Source organism: Nocardia sp. NPDC127606, assembly GCF_042671725.1.
In the GTDB taxonomy this organism is placed as follows: domain Bacteria; phylum Actinomycetota; class Actinomycetes; order Mycobacteriales; family Mycobacteriaceae; genus Nocardia.
Genome location: NZ_JBHXWQ010000010.1, coordinates 150,803 through 164,591 on the forward strand (window position 1 = coordinate 150,803; position 13,789 = coordinate 164,591).

Sequence of the window (13,789 nt, forward strand, 5' to 3'; positions counted from 1 at the left end):
GTTATCCCCCTCCTCCCTGATAGTGCCTCGTGCCGATCCGCCATGCCGCCGATGCGAGCAGCCACACCCACGCCGCGGCGAGTGGCGTCAGCCACGCCGACCACGCGGGCAACAGTGGTGGCCCCGGCAACCCGAGCAGGGCGATCGTCGGCACGTACGCCGTGAACGCGACGGGAATCGCGAACCCGAACAACAGTTTCAGCGGTGTCGGGAACACCGAAGCCGGCTGCATCGCGGCGAATGAACCGCCGTAGGTGAAGCTGTTGGTGAGCTCGGCACCGTCGATCAAGAAGAACTGTAGTCCGGCCGCACACACGAAAAGGCCACAGAACAGCGCGATTCCACTGATCAGGGTGATCACGATCAAGGTAACCGGGGCGATGCCCCAGTCGATATCGTTGCGCCACAGCCCGATCCCGAGCACGATCACCGCGACCGCGGCCCGCGCGAGCCTGCGTAACGAGATGTCACTGGTCACCAGCTGCAACAGCAACGGCTGTGGGCGAAGGTGATACGCGTCGAGTGTGCCCATCCGGATCATCGACGGCAGGGAATCCAGATGCCCGACCGCGACCTGGGCCAGCGCGAACGAGGTGTTGGACAGCCCGAACAGCAGCAGCGCCGCATCCACATCGAGGCCGCCGAGGGTTTTCACATTGTGGAAGATGACCCACACCTCGGCGAACTCCACCAGCCCGATCAGGAAGGCGCTGAACACCTCGGTGGCGAACGAAAGGCGGTACACCTGCTGTGCTTTCACACGCGAACGCAATACTGCGAGATAGGGAGTGAACCAGGTCCCGGCAACAATGCGCGCGGAATCCGGTTCAGCCACCCTGTACCTCCAGCCTGCGTTGTCCCGCCCGCAGCAACACCCTGCCGAGCAGTCCGATCACCAACACCCAGAAGCCTTGTATCGCAACGATGATCAAGGCATCCGACCCGGCGGCCCGCCCAGACAGCGTATCGATCGGGGCCTGCAGGATGGAGGGAAACGGCGTAGACATGGCGACGACACGCAACCAGTCGGGGAACATGTGCACCGGGACGAAAAGCCCGGCCAGGAACGTTCCGACGATCTGATACAGCACCCGGATGCCGCGGATCTCGACCACCCAGAACCCGATCAGCGCCACCGCGAACAGACAGAGAAACGACAGGGCAACCGCGAGCAGCACACTGATCAGGCCGAGCAGATAGGCCACCGGCGTACTCGGCATCGACAAGCCGAAGGTGGCGGCGCCGATGGCGATGCTCGGCACCCCGCGCGGCAGGATCGTGCACGCGGCGCGGCCCATATCGCTGGCCAGGTAGCCGAGTTGCACGTCGATCGGACGCAGGAAATCGATCGCCACGTCACCGGTCTTGATCCGGTCGACCAGGTCGATCTGCGGTCCCATGAACTGGGTGGCGCCCAGCAACGCCTGCGACAACCACACATAGGCCCCGATGGTGCCCTCGTCGTACCCGCCGAAATCACCGGCGGCACGCACCGCCGCGACCATCACCGCCGCACGGACGAACCCGAACACACAGTTGGTGAACAGCCCGGCGAACATCGCCAGTTTGTATTGCGCCTGCCGCTTGAATCCCGCCCGCGCCAGCGTCCAATACACCCGGAAAGCCCCAGGCTTGCGACGTCGCCGCACCGCGAAGGCAAGCCCACCATCCCCCGCCACATCGCCCCGCACAATCAGTCAACTCTAGGCCGATCGCCACGAATCAGGACGGGAACGGCACGGATCGCCGACGCCCGCCGCGCACAGGGCTATCGGCACATGCTCAGTCCTTGGGGAAGCCCGTCGCGAACAAGATCGCGATGGCGACCGAGCTGACCACGGAGATGGCAAGGATGATCCACATGGGGCCAAAGATTACCCGGCCCGGGGCACCGCCCCGGCATCGCACCGCCGTGACCGGCATCAGTGCAGGTCACGGCGGTGTCTGACAGGCCGCCGGGGGCGACCCGCTATTCGTCGACCACCGTGATCGCGGCCTCGTTGGCATCGATCTCCGGGTCGGAAGGATTCGCGTCGGACTTCACCGTGATGCGCGACTTGTCGATGCCGTCGCCCTCCAGCGCGGCCGCGATGTTGTCACCGCGGGCCTCGGCCAGCGATTTGGCCGTGGCGACATTCGAATCCTGAGCGTAGGTCGTGATCTGGATCTCGGTGTCGTTGCCCTGCAACGGGACCGATACCGCTTTGAGGGTCGCGACGGCAGCCGCGCTGAGGTCGGAGCTACCCGCGTCGAAGGTGATCGGCGCGGCGGCCAAGACCGTGTTGATCGCGTCCTGCACCGCTTGCTCCGCGGTATCGCGCACCGTGCTCATCATCGAGGACGCCGTCGCGGCGACGCTGCTGCGCATGGTGTCGGCCTGGGCGGTCGAGCTGGTCGAGGTGGTTGCCGGTGCGGAGGTGTCGTCATCGGAGCCACACGCCGCGGTCATCAGTAGAACCACCGCGATCGATGCGATCCCACAGACGCTGTTTCTGAGTTTCATCGGTTCTCCTTTTGTGTGAATGCGGACAACGGTCAGTTCGCTGGATCGGGTTCGCCTTGCGGGCGCCGGGGTATCCGCCCGGTGCAGAACAGCGCCGCGATGGCGAGCAGAGCGGTGACGAAGAACGCGACTCGCAGCGCGTCCAGGCGGGCCGCCTCGTTGATGTCGAGGATCTCGGTTGCCTGCGCCTCGGGGACTGCGTTGTCGCGCAATGCCTCCCGCAGTTGGGTGTCGGACAGGAAAGGGACACCTGCGGCCAATTCGGTGGTGGCTTGTTGTTTCACCGCGGGCGACACATCGGGGTTGTCGTTGATCCCGGCGATGACCGAAGTGCTCAGCGTCGCGATGAGCACCGAGCCGACCAACGCCGTTCCCAGCGACGCACCGAGATTGGACGCGGTGTTCTGCAACCCGCCGACCTCGGCGCTCTGCGCGTCCGGCACGGCCGACACGGTGACCGCGCCGAGCTGGGACGCCAAGGCGCCCAATCCCACTCCCATCAACACCATGGGGACGGCGACCACAGCCGCGTTGACGCCCGGATCCATGCCTGCCACGAGGAAGAGGATGCCGACGATCATGGCGGCCATTCCGGCCCGGACGACGCGGCGAGGGTTGGCGCGCGGCCATATCTTCGGTATTCCGGCCGCGGACAGCAGCAACGCCACCGAAAGGGGAACCAGGCGCAGTCCGGTCTGCAAGGCGCTGAGTTCCAGGACGACGGTCAAGAACAGCGGGACGGTGAAGAACACCCCGGCTTGAACCGTGTATTGGCCGAGGAACATCGTGAGCCCGCCGGTGAGCTGCCGATTGCGGAACAGCGCCGGGTCGACCAACGGCTCGCCGCCGGTCTCGGCGAGGTGGTTCTGCCAGCGCGCGAACACGTACAGCAGCAGCATTCCGCCCAGCAACAGCCAGACGACAGGCGAGAGCCCGGCGAGGGCGGCGCCACCGGGTTTGGGCTGGACCCAACCCCACTCACTCGACCGCAGCACGCCGTAGACGAGCATGCCGAGACTGAGGACGGAGAGCACGGAACCGAGCAGGTCGATCCGGACCTTCGCCGGCGCGACGTCGCTGATCCGGCGTAGCGCCAAGAGGATGATGACGACCAGAACCGACTCGCCGGCGAACACATACCGCCACGACGCGAACGTGGTCACCGCGCCACCGATCAGCGGCCCCGCGGCGACGGCCATCGCACCGGCCGCCGCGACCAGGCCGTAGGCGGCGCTGCGGCGTTCGGGCGGAAAGTTGCCCGCGACCAGGGCGACGATCGCGGGCATGATCAGGGCGGCGCCGACACCTTCCAGCAGTGACCAGCCCAGCAGCAACACAGGCAGACTCGGTGCCAACGAGGTGGTCAGCGAACCCGCCCCGTAGATCACGAGACCGATCGCGAACGCTCGACGTCGGCCGATGATGGTGCCCACCTTGCCCCCGGTGACCATCAAGGTCGCCATGACGAGCGTGTACAACGTCATGGCCGTCTGGATGCCGGTGATGGTGGTGTCCAGGTCCTCGGCGACCTGCGCCATCGATACGTTCATCACCGAGGTGTCCAGCGTCATCAGGAACTGTCCGGAGGCCAGTACGAGCAGCACCACACTGGATCCGGCGGCCACCGCACTCGACGGGCGGCTCGAATTCATGAGCTGGGGATCTGGGGCATCGGAGCCTCGCTTCTGCGACCAGAGGCCGAAGGTGTGGACGACAGTCAGAGTTACACAGCAGCACGGGGCGCGACTCACCCGAAAAGGGTGAGTCGCCCGAGCGCGGCGCGCTCGACACGGTCGCCGACGGCCGCGCCTGCTCCAGGACACGGAGAGGTGTCCGAAACCAGGCAAATACGTCGACATTGCGCACGCTGTTCCGCAGCGGTCCGGCCGGAGGTAGATTCGATATGCGGCAGAGGCTGAATTGCGTGTGTGGTCGTCGCCGCGACGGCGTCGAACAGCTGTCAGGTGTGGCACCGGGAGAATATTCCGTGTGCCTATCAGGTACGTCCTACCGACAATTCGAGGTGCAATACCTATGACACCGGATGAACTCATGGAAGAGGCATGCAGGCTGGCAAAAGAGTCTGTCGACAACGATTGGGGTGGACCGTTCGGCGCTGTGATCGCGAAGGACGGCGTGATCGTCGCGCGCGGGCAGAATCGGGTGCTACTCACCGGTGATCCCACCCAGCATGCCGAAATAGAAACCATCCGCAAGGCGACCCAGGTACTCAACGGCGAGGCCCCGAGTATTTCCAAAGAGCACCAGAACGAGTCGACGCTCGAATTGGTCCCGCGACCCGAGGGATCTCCCGACAAGGTTCCGGAACGCGCGAAAATGTTGATGGGTATGGAGATATTCATCAGCGGCGCGCCGTGTCCCATGTGTATGAGCGCAATCTATTGGTCACGTCTCGACGCCGTGCATTTCGCGAGCGATCTGGCGGACACCAGCGAAATCGGCTTCGACGACGCGTATCAATACGAGGACTTCACCAGGCCGCTGCCCGAGCGGTCCGTGAAAATCGAACAGTTCCGCAGGGATCTGGGCGCCGAAGCGTACAAGACCTGGGCCGAAAAGGCCGACAAGCACCCGTACTGACATGACGGCCTCGAAGGCCCCGTCGCCGAGGCCCGCCGCCGCGACGGTGGTCATCACTCAACAGCCCCGAGTCGGCCGCGAGGGCGAGTTCCGGCGGTGGCAGGCGGAGGTGAACGACGCTGCGGCGGCCTTCCCCGGATTTCTCGGCGCCGACGTGACGCCACCGGGTGACGCTCAGTCCGACTGGTCGGTCGTCTATCGGTTCGACGACATCGTCAACCTCAAGCGCTGGCTCGCCAGCGATACGCGCGACGAACTTCTCGTGCGAGGAACCGAGCTCTTCGAGCGGCCGTCGACGCAGCATGTGCTGGTCGACGAGCCGGACGAAGAGGTAGCGACGGTCGTCGTCTCGCACCCCGTGGCGGCCGGACGCGAGACGGAATTCATCGCGTGGCAGGACCGGATGACCGAGGTCGAACGGACATTTCGAGGCTTTCGCGGATCCGGGCTGCACCGGCCGATTCCCGGTGTGCAGAGTGACTGGACGATCATCTATTCCTTCGCTTCGGCCGAGCATCTCGACCATTGGCTCGAATCGCCCCAGCGCAAGGCCCTGCTCGAGGAAGCGCCGGACTTCCGGGACTTCGAGGTTCACCGCATCGCCAACCCCTACGGGTCGTGGTTTCCGCCGAGCCAGACCGGCGAGGACGGCGGTCCCGCGTCGTGGAAGACGGCCCTGTCGGTCCTGGTGGGGCTGTATCCGACGGTCGTGATCCTCACCGTGATCATCGCCGAGATCTGGCCGGGCGCGCAGCTGTGGATCAGCCTGCTGGTCGGGAACATCCTGTCGGTCAGCCTGCTGACCTGGGTGGTGATGCCGGTCGTCACCCGCGCGCTGGGATTCTGGATGCGATCGAGCCCACGCCCCGACCCCCGCACCGACCTGATCGGGCTCGCCTGTTCGGTGGGTTTCCTGACGCTCGCCGCGATCTTCTTCTACTTGGTGACGCGGGTGTTCTGGACGCTCCCCTGACGTCGTCCCCACTGATGCGAGAGTTCCTGGCTGGTAGAGCGTCGCGCTCGGAACCCGTGGCGGCCCTGACCTAATGTTCGTGCAGGTCAGGGCCGCTGTGCGCCCCCGGCAGGACACACAAAACATGGGCAACCGGGAAACGCCTGGTCATCGCGGATTCCTACTCGATCTGACGCCCACGGGATGCCGATACGGTTAGGTCCCCGTTCCCACGTTGGTTGTCCCACGGCGGGGCACATCCAAGATGGGAACACGCGCGAACTGGGTATTTGCTCCCGGACAGCTAAGGATGTTGCGGGTCAGGACGTTGCGGGACGCTCGACTTGGTCGGGAGCGTGTGGCTCGGCATCGGTTGCTGGCTCGTGGTCGCGTGGTCGGCAGCGCAGCGCCGAAGGTGACCACACCAGCCGGACGCAAGCGTGCTTCCACCCGCGACAGCCTGCGCTTCTTCGTGGTCCTCAGTCGCTGTTGGTCAGCGCAGTCACGTTCGCATGAACAGGGGTGAGCGCGGTTCGGAGGACGTTCGAGTCGCCACGGAACTCGCCGGCGGCGATGGCCTGCTCGATGCTGATCGCTCCAGCGGCTAGGGCGACGACCACGTCGGGAGCGGCGGTGAACACTGAGGCCGGTTCTCGATCGGGTACGAATGCGCTTGGACCGTCTTCGTCGACCCTCAGGGCCATGAGGAAGCCGTCCGTTTCGATGCCGAGCTCGACGGGAGGAGAGGCGGTTACGCCTCGGAGGAGGGCAGGCAGCGCGAGGGTCAGCCAGCGCGGCTGGAAGGCATCGTCGCCCCGGCCGGTCGCCAGCAGCGGAGCGCCCCACCGGCCGAGCGCCTCCATCGGCTCTCGCAACCCCGCTCCCCATGACGTGAGGGCGTAGACGACGCCCGCGTCCTCGAGGCGACGCTCGACGATCCCGTTCGCCTCCATGGTCTTCAGTCGCTCGGACAGGAGGTTCGTCGCGATGCCTTTGAGTGAGGTCTTCAGCTCGGTGTAGCGCATCGGCCCCGGCAGCAACTCGCGCGCGATGAGCAGCGTCCACCGGTCGCCTACGACGTCCAGAGAGCGCGCGAGGGCGCAGAACTGCCCGTAGGAGCGCGAACCCTTGAAATTATTGTTTACTTTTTCCACCATGCTTTATTATATCAACCATACGGAGAGAGTGTCGAGCAGAGGAGATTCCGTGGAGCTGAGCATCAGCTGGCCGGCCGTCCTGTCCGCGATCGCGGTCGCGGTCGCGGTCGGAATGGCGATCGCGTGGATCTGGTACAGCGACTGGGGGCTGGTCGGCGGCGTATGGCGGAAGCTGACCGGGGTGACCAAGGAGGACTCCGAGAGAGGCGGCAAGGGTCCGTTCGTGGTCCTGGTGGCATCAATCGTCGTCACCGCGCTGACTCTCGCAGCCGCCAGCTCCGTCACTTCCGGCTTCTTCGGCATCGACTCCTTCTGGGCCGCACTGGCAGTTGCCCTCGTGGCGTGGCTCGGCTTCTCACTGTCGACCCTGGCACAGCACAACGGCTTCGAGCAGAAGCCTGGCCAGCTCACTGTGATCAACAGCGCCTACCAGCTCGTGCTGTTCCTGGGCATGGCGGTTCCGATCGGGTTGCTGCGGTAGCAGCGCACAGTCAGAGCGCAAGAACCATGGGACATCGCCATGCTCCAACCCACCCCGCATCCGACAGGCAAGCTTTGGTGCTGCTCGCGCCGCAGGCCCAGCTTTCACCGGAGGCCGTCCGTGAGTCCATCGTCGCCAACGGTGTCGGCCTGTGCAGTTCGCTCCTTCTGTCCTGGCTACCCACACCTCGGCGCTGGACGGGGGCCGGTTGCCGGGCGTGACGCGTTGCCAGGTTGCGGCGAGGTCCCACGCACCGGCTCGATCTCGGTCGGCGTCCCGCTGCCGAACACCTGGATCGACATCCGCAGCGAAAGCGGGACGACCTGTGCCCCCGGGCGCTGGGGGAGTCACCGGGGTGCGCACCCAGCCCCCGAGGTCGAAGCCGCAGTGAGGCAAGTCGATCCCGTCGTGTCACCCTGTTGACGCGACGGGATCTTCGATCGGTGCGGGGCGCGGCACATCGTGCAGAGTGACTGTGGCGTGACCGTTCGCGTCGTGCATCGCTGGTGTGGCGATCCCGTCGATGATGATGCGGCGGGCCTGAGCCAGGCATTGCTCGACCTCGTCGGTGGACATGCGGGTGGCGTCGGATTGGATTGTCAGGCTGAAGACTCCGTTCCACGCGCCGAACAGGAACCGCGCCAAGAGGCGGGCATCGAGCGGCTTGACCTGGCCGACGGTGATCGCTGCCTCGATGCGGTCGGACAGCACGGCGTACATGACTTCGATCCGTGCAGTGATCTGGCTGGTCACCGCCGGATCGGCCGTGGCGAGGTCGGTGGAGAGAAACCTGATCAGGAACGGAAAATCCGCCAGTAGGTGTAGATACGCCGCGCCGGTCGCCGCGACCTGTTCCAACGGTGAGTCGCTGACTTCGTAGGCCTGCGCGAGGTAGAGGCCGGCGCGATCGAGAATTCGTTCGGCGACGGCGACTATCAGGCCGTCTTTGTTCCCGAAATGGCCGTACACCGTGCCGACCGAGACGTCGGCGGCCTCGGCGATGGCCTCGATCCGGACCGCAGCGATCCCGTCGGCCGCGAATTTTGCCTCGGCGACATCGAGCATGGTCGTGCGGTTTCGGGCGCGGCGGCGCTGCACCCGCGGACTCGTTTCGGTCTCCGTAGCCATCATCGAAGTGTAGATGCATTCAATTATGAATCAACTTGCAAATTAGCGAGCTCGGTGCCAACCTGACTGGAGAGCACAGTCGGCTGTCGATGCTGACCCGTGCCAGCCTCAGGAGGACGACATGGCCGGTAGGAAGGCCGCAGTGGCGGCGTGGGTCGCGATCGCGGTGGTGTGCCTGGTGTATGGGCCGATGGCGATCGAGTACATGTGGCGGTTCTTCACCCCTCACGCGCCCCAACTGTGGAACACCGCGTTCGCCGGTGTGGTCGGGACACGGATGGCCGAGGGTGTGGGCTCGGTCCATCTCGAACAGCAGCGCGTTTACGCCGACAGCCGATGGCTGTTGCTGGCCCACACCATCGGTGGCGGAGTGGCGATCCTGCTCGCCATCGCGCAGTTCTCTCAGCGACTGCGTACCCGCCGTCCCGCGCTGCACCGCCACCTCGGCCGAATCCAGGTCGGCATCGTGGTGGTGTCGATGCTCACCGCGATGGGATACCTGCTGCGCACCGGCCCCCACGACACCTTCGACGGACCCGCGTTCTATGTCCAACTCTGGGCACTCGCACTCGGTACCCTGGCGTCGACGCTGCTCGCGGTCGCGGCGATCGTTCGACGACAGATCCGCATGCATCAGATGCTGATGGCGTATTCGTTCGCGCTGCTGCTGACCGCGCCCTTGCTCCGGGTCGAGTACCTGGTTCTGGGCGTTGCCTGGCCTGATCGAACCCAGCAGGTCACCAATCTCGCGGGCGCCGCGACCCTGCAGGCGCTCGCCATCGGCGGGGCCATCGTCGCCAGCCGTCGCCTCGACACCCGCCGCCCAGGTCCCGCGCACACAAAGATTGCGATTCCGATGGCCGTACCTCGCGTGATCTGGAGCGCGGGCATCGTTCTCACGATCGCCGTCGCCGTCGAATTCGACCGACTCGTTGGTGGATTCGACCGTGTCATCGCCGCGTTCCTGGTTGCAACCCTCGGCGCACTCACCGTTTTTACCGTGCTGCGCGCCCGTGCGCGGAGCGCAGGAAACGATCTCGCCGCGGCGGAATGGCAGGTTCACCAGCTCGCGATTGTCGCATCGCCATTGGCGTTCGTTCTGGTCTGGCCGCTGTACACATTGTTCTGGGACGCCGCCCAGGGTTTCTACGGCGCCCTGCTTACCGCATCGGCACTATCGATGTCCATCGGCTATCTCATCGTCACCTGGAATCGCCGCAACCACGCACCGCAGGCGCCGCCTCGCGCGTCGGCAACAACGATCGAGGCGACAACGCTCTCGCCGCTGTCGAGCTAGACCGCGGGTGGCATGGCAGTACGCGAACTCGGATCCGCCCCTGCCCTAGCCGATTCCAAACAGACACTGCTGATCTGGTCGGCAAACCCGAGGAATACGCTGACCACCTCCGCTCGGTGTACGTACGCGAAGATGCCCTGTTCGAATGCCTCGAACGGTTCTTCAACGAGAAGGTCTTCGGTCCTGACCGGACCACCTTGCTGCGCCACCAGCTCCGTGGGCAGGCATCCGGTAAGGGCAACGAAATCGCGCAGCGGATCACCGCGATCGAGAAAACCGTGGCCGAGATCACCCGACGCCGGCCCCCGCGCCGCCACCAGCGCGTGGTGGCGGCACGGTGCAACCCGGCACGACATGGGCAACCACCACAGTTGCCCATGTTCTACGCGCCCCCGGCAGGAATCGAACCTGCGACCTAGGGATTAGAAGGCCCTTGCTCTATCCAACTGAGCTACGGAGGCAGTCGCATCCACCTTGGCCGAAGTCGGCCATGCTGTCCAGCTCGAAAAGTATAGCGACCGACCGGATCGTCGAGCGCAGGCTCGGGTGAGCGCCCCATCGGGGCGTCGCCGGGCACGTCGAACTACCCTCGTTGTCATGTCGTTATCGCAGGACCCCACCGCTGGACCCGCCGTCGACGGCGGACCGCCGGCGGATTCGGGTCCGGCGGCGCCGTTCGGTGTACTCAGCGTCGTAGCCGGGTGTATCGCCGCGGTTGTCGCGGCCATGGTGGTCGGGTTGTCGGCGGCGCACGCGCTCAGTTTGCTCGGTATACCCGATCCGGGGGCGTTGACAACATATGGATTGCCCGCGTTGCGCGCGGTGGCCGATCTGGCCGCCGCGATGACCGTCGGCTCCCTGTTGTTCGCGGCGTTCCTGCTGCCCCCGCGCGACGGCGGTCTGCTCGAGGTCGGCGGTTATCGGGCGGTGCGCCGAGCCTCCGACGCCGCGCTGGTGTGGGCCGCGAGTGCGGCGCTGTTGGTGCCGTTGACGGTGTCGGATACGACCGGTCAGCCGGTGAGTGCCATCTGGCGACCCGAAGTGCTGTGGCCGGTGATCACGCAGGTCGAGGTCGCGGGCGCCTGGCGGACAACGGTGTTGTTCGCGCTGATCGTGGCGATCGGCTGCCGGTGCGCGCTGCGCTGGGGCTGGACGCCGGTGCTGCTGGCGGGCGCGTTGGTGACCATGATGCCGCTGGCACTGACCGGGCACTCGTCCTCCGGCGGCTCCCACGACGTGGCGACCAACTCCCTGATCCTGCACATGGTGTCGGCCTCGGTCTGGGTCGGCGGGCTGATCGCGGTGCTGGCGCACGCGATGCGCGGCGGCGCGAACACCGATATCGCCGCCCGCCGGTTCTCGGTGGCCGCGACCGTCTCGATCGTGGTGATCGGTCTCAGCGGCGTCGTCAATGCCTGGGTGCGGGTGCCCGTTTCGGACCTGTTCACCACCACGTACGGCAGGCTGGTGCTCGCGAAAGCGGCCGCGCTGTTGGTGCTCGGCGCCATCGGCTACCTGCAGCGACGGGCCGCACTGCCCGCGCTGGCCGCCGACTCGCGCGACCGCGGCGCGCTCATCCGTCTCGCCGGCGTGGAGATGCTGATCTTCGCGGCCACCATCGGTCTGGCAGTCGGCCTCGGCCGCACCCCGCCACCGCCACCGACCACGGTGCCGACGCCGGTCGAAGTGGAGCTGGGCTACACGCTGGCGGGCCCGCCGACCGTGAGTCGCCTGCTGTTCGACTGGCGCTTCGACCTGATCTTCGGAACCCTGGCGATCGTGCTCGCCGCGCTCTACCTGCTCGGCGTCTACCGTCTGCGCAAGCGCGGCGATGCCTGGCCGATCGGGCGAACCATTGCCTGGTGCAGTGGCTGTGTGGTGCTGTTGCTGGCCACGTCGTCGGGGGTCGGGCGCTACGCACCGGCGATGTTCAGCGTGCACATGGGCGCGCACATGGCGTTGTCGATGCTGGCGCCGATCCTGCTCGCCCTCGGCGGCGCGGTGACCCTGGCATTGCGCGCGCTCCCGCCCGCGGGTCGCGGTGGTGTGCCGGGGCCGCGCGAATGGATTCTGGCGGCCGTGCACAACCCGGTCTCGCGGTTCCTCACCCAGCCCGTGGTGGCATCGCTGATCTTCGTCGCCGGGTTCTACGCGCTGTACCTGGGCGGGATCTTCGACACCTATGTCGACTCGCACGCCGCCCACCTGATGATGAACACGCACTTTTTGCTCAGCGGCTACCTGTTCTACTGGGTGGTGATCGGCATCGATCCCAAGCCGCGCGAGGTCGCGCCCCTGACCAAGCTCGCGATGGTGTTCGGCACGCTGCCGTTCCACGCGTTCTTCGGCATCGCGCTGATGAGCATGACCACCGTGCTCGGCGACTGGTTCTATCGCACCCTCGATCTCGGCTGGAACATCGACCTGCTCGCCGACCAGCGCAACGGCGGCAGTTTCGCCTGGGCCAGCGGTGAGGTGCCGCTGGTGGTGGTGATGCTCGCCCTGCTGATCCAGTGGTCACGCAGCGACACCAAGCTGGCCAAGCGCACCGACCGGGCCGCCGATCGCGACAACGACGCCGACCTGACCGCCTACAACGCGATGTACGCCGAGCTGGCGCGGCGTGACGGCGAGGTCCGCCGGTGAGCGGATTCGGTGTGCCGTCGCGCGAATCGACCGAGCGGGCCGAACCGGAGCGGGTGCTGCGTACCGATGTGCGGGCGGCGCGGCGGCGGTTGGCCGGGCGGGTACGCAAGACGCCGGTGTTCCACACGAGTGTGGACGGGCCGAACGGGCCGGTGCCGGTGTCACTGAAAATGGAATTCCTGCAGCACGGTGGCACATTCACGGTGCGTGGCGCGCTCAACGCCCTGCTGTGCGCCGGCAGCGGCGCCGACCACGTGGTTGTCGCCTCGGCGGGCAACGCGGGCATCGCGGTCGCGCTGGCCGCGGCGCAGCTCGGCAAGGAATGCACGATCGTCGTGCCGGAATCCGCGCCGCACACCAAGGTGGCCGCGATGTGGGCGCACGGCGCCGAGGTGCTGTGGCACGGAACGACGTACGCCGAGGCGCAACGCCGGGCGCTCACCCTGGCCGCCGAGCGCGGGGCCGACCATCTGCATGCCTACGACATGCCCGCCGTGGTGGCGGGCGCCGGGGTCATCGGGCTCGAGCTGGAAGAACAGGTGCGCGGTAGGCCGCCGGTGCTGGCCGCGGTCGGTGGCGGTGGGCTGATCGCGGGGCTCGGGGCGGCGCTGGGCAAGCGCAGGGAGATCGTCGGCATCGAATCCGAGCACATACCCGTGCTCTCGGCGGCACTCGCGGCGGGCGCGCCGGTCGATATCGACGTGGCCTCGTGCGCCACCGAGCTGCTGTGCGCGACCAGGGTCGGCGATATCGCCTTCGACATCGCCCAGCGTCACCAGATGCCCGCGGTCGCGGTGGCCGACGACGCGGTGGCCGCCGCCCGCGAATATCTCTGGCGCGAGTTCCGTGTGGTGGTGGAGCTCGAAGGCGCCGCCGCGCTGGCCGCCGTGCAGAGCGGTGTGTACACCCCGGAACCCGGCGTACGGCCGATCGTGGTCCTGTGCGGAGCGAACACCGAGCTTCCCGTGCTCTGACACCGGAGTTGCTCTGACACCGGCGTTGTCCACAACCGCCCGATTCATCC

The 13,789-nt window shown here is 66.5% G+C and carries 13 protein-coding genes and 1 tRNA gene; 7 read left to right on the plus strand and 7 right to left on the minus strand.

Annotation, left to right across the window (positions count from 1 at the left end):
* Position 1 precedes the first annotated feature (1 nt).
* From ACFVJ5_RS31845 to ACFVJ5_RS31860, 4 genes are all read right to left on the minus strand, one after another.
* Positions 2-835, minus strand: coding sequence for an ABC transporter permease (locus ACFVJ5_RS31845; RefSeq protein ID WP_379225892.1), 834 nt, complete (start codon positions 833-835; stop codon positions 2-4).
* A complete protein-coding gene (locus ACFVJ5_RS31850; protein ID WP_379225893.1) occupies positions 828-1,691 on the minus strand; it encodes an ABC transporter permease in 864 nt (287 codons plus the stop codon). The genes ACFVJ5_RS31845 and ACFVJ5_RS31850 overlap by 8 nt, the downstream gene beginning before the upstream one ends.
* 278 nt (positions 1,692-1,969) lie before the next feature.
* Positions 1,970-2,503 carry an OmpA family protein gene (locus ACFVJ5_RS31855; RefSeq protein ID WP_379225895.1) on the minus strand — a complete coding sequence of 178 codons (534 nt, stop codon included), beginning with the start codon at positions 2,501-2,503 and terminating at the stop codon, positions 1,970-1,972.
* A 32-nt stretch (positions 2,504-2,535) separates the two neighbouring features.
* Complete coding sequence (locus ACFVJ5_RS31860) at positions 2,536-4,155, minus strand: MFS transporter (RefSeq protein WP_379225897.1); 1,620 nt, start codon at positions 4,153-4,155, stop codon at positions 2,536-2,538.
* 382 nt (positions 4,156-4,537) lie between these two features.
* On the opposite strand from ACFVJ5_RS31860, the gene ACFVJ5_RS31865 reads away from it, so the two are divergent.
* Both ACFVJ5_RS31865 and ACFVJ5_RS31870 read left to right on the plus strand, forming a co-directional pair.
* Positions 4,538-5,104: a nucleoside deaminase gene (locus ACFVJ5_RS31865; protein WP_379225899.1), complete on the plus strand. Its 567-nt coding sequence runs from the start codon at positions 4,538-4,540 to the stop codon at positions 5,102-5,104.
* 1 nt (position 5,105) lies between these two features.
* A complete protein-coding gene (locus tag ACFVJ5_RS31870; protein WP_379225901.1) occupies positions 5,106-6,077 on the plus strand; it encodes an antibiotic biosynthesis monooxygenase in 972 nt (323 codons plus the stop codon).
* Between the two features lie 458 nt (positions 6,078-6,535).
* Here ACFVJ5_RS31870 and ACFVJ5_RS31875 read toward each other — a convergent pair whose 3' ends face one another.
* Complete coding sequence (locus tag ACFVJ5_RS31875; protein WP_379225903.1) at positions 6,536-7,213, minus strand: winged helix-turn-helix transcriptional regulator; 678 nt, start codon at positions 7,211-7,213, stop codon at positions 6,536-6,538.
* 49 nt (positions 7,214-7,262) lie between these two features.
* Here ACFVJ5_RS31875 and ACFVJ5_RS31880 point away from each other — a divergent pair, with 49 nt between their 5' ends.
* Complete coding sequence (locus ACFVJ5_RS31880) at positions 7,263-7,694, plus strand: DUF1761 domain-containing protein (protein ID WP_379225905.1); 432 nt, start codon at positions 7,263-7,265, stop codon at positions 7,692-7,694.
* Between the two features lie 411 nt (positions 7,695-8,105).
* Here ACFVJ5_RS31880 and ACFVJ5_RS31885 read toward each other — a convergent pair whose 3' ends face one another.
* A complete protein-coding gene (locus tag ACFVJ5_RS31885) occupies positions 8,106-8,822 on the minus strand; it encodes a TetR/AcrR family transcriptional regulator (protein ID WP_379225906.1) in 717 nt (238 codons plus the stop codon).
* Between the two features lie 121 nt (positions 8,823-8,943).
* On the opposite strand from ACFVJ5_RS31885, the gene ACFVJ5_RS31890 reads away from it, so the two are divergent.
* Together ACFVJ5_RS31890 and ACFVJ5_RS31895 are read left to right on the plus strand one after the other, a co-directional pair.
* Positions 8,944-10,119 (plus strand): DUF2306 domain-containing protein, encoded by a 1,176-nt coding sequence (locus ACFVJ5_RS31890; protein WP_379225908.1) that lies wholly within the window; start codon positions 8,944-8,946, stop codon positions 10,117-10,119.
* A gap of 116 nt (positions 10,120-10,235) precedes the next feature.
* Positions 10,236-10,538: a hypothetical protein gene (locus ACFVJ5_RS31895; RefSeq protein WP_379225910.1), complete on the plus strand. Its 303-nt coding sequence runs from the start codon at positions 10,236-10,238 to the stop codon at positions 10,536-10,538.
* Here the strand turns inward: ACFVJ5_RS31895 and ACFVJ5_RS31900 are convergent.
* Positions 10,507-10,580: transfer RNA gene (locus ACFVJ5_RS31900), tRNA-Arg, on the minus strand. The genes ACFVJ5_RS31895 and ACFVJ5_RS31900 overlap by 32 nt on opposite strands.
* A 136-nt stretch (positions 10,581-10,716) precedes the next feature.
* Here ACFVJ5_RS31900 and ACFVJ5_RS31905 point away from each other — a divergent pair.
* Both ACFVJ5_RS31905 and ACFVJ5_RS31910 read left to right on the plus strand, forming a co-directional pair.
* Positions 10,717-12,765, plus strand: a complete 2,049-nt coding sequence (locus ACFVJ5_RS31905) for a cytochrome c oxidase assembly protein (RefSeq protein WP_379225912.1) — start codon at positions 10,717-10,719, stop codon at positions 12,763-12,765.
* Positions 12,762-13,739 (plus strand): serine/threonine dehydratase, encoded by a 978-nt coding sequence (locus tag ACFVJ5_RS31910; RefSeq protein ID WP_379225914.1) that lies wholly within the window; start codon positions 12,762-12,764, stop codon positions 13,737-13,739. The genes ACFVJ5_RS31905 and ACFVJ5_RS31910 overlap by 4 nt, the downstream gene beginning before the upstream one ends.
* The last annotated feature ends 50 nt before the right edge of the window (positions 13,740-13,789 follow it).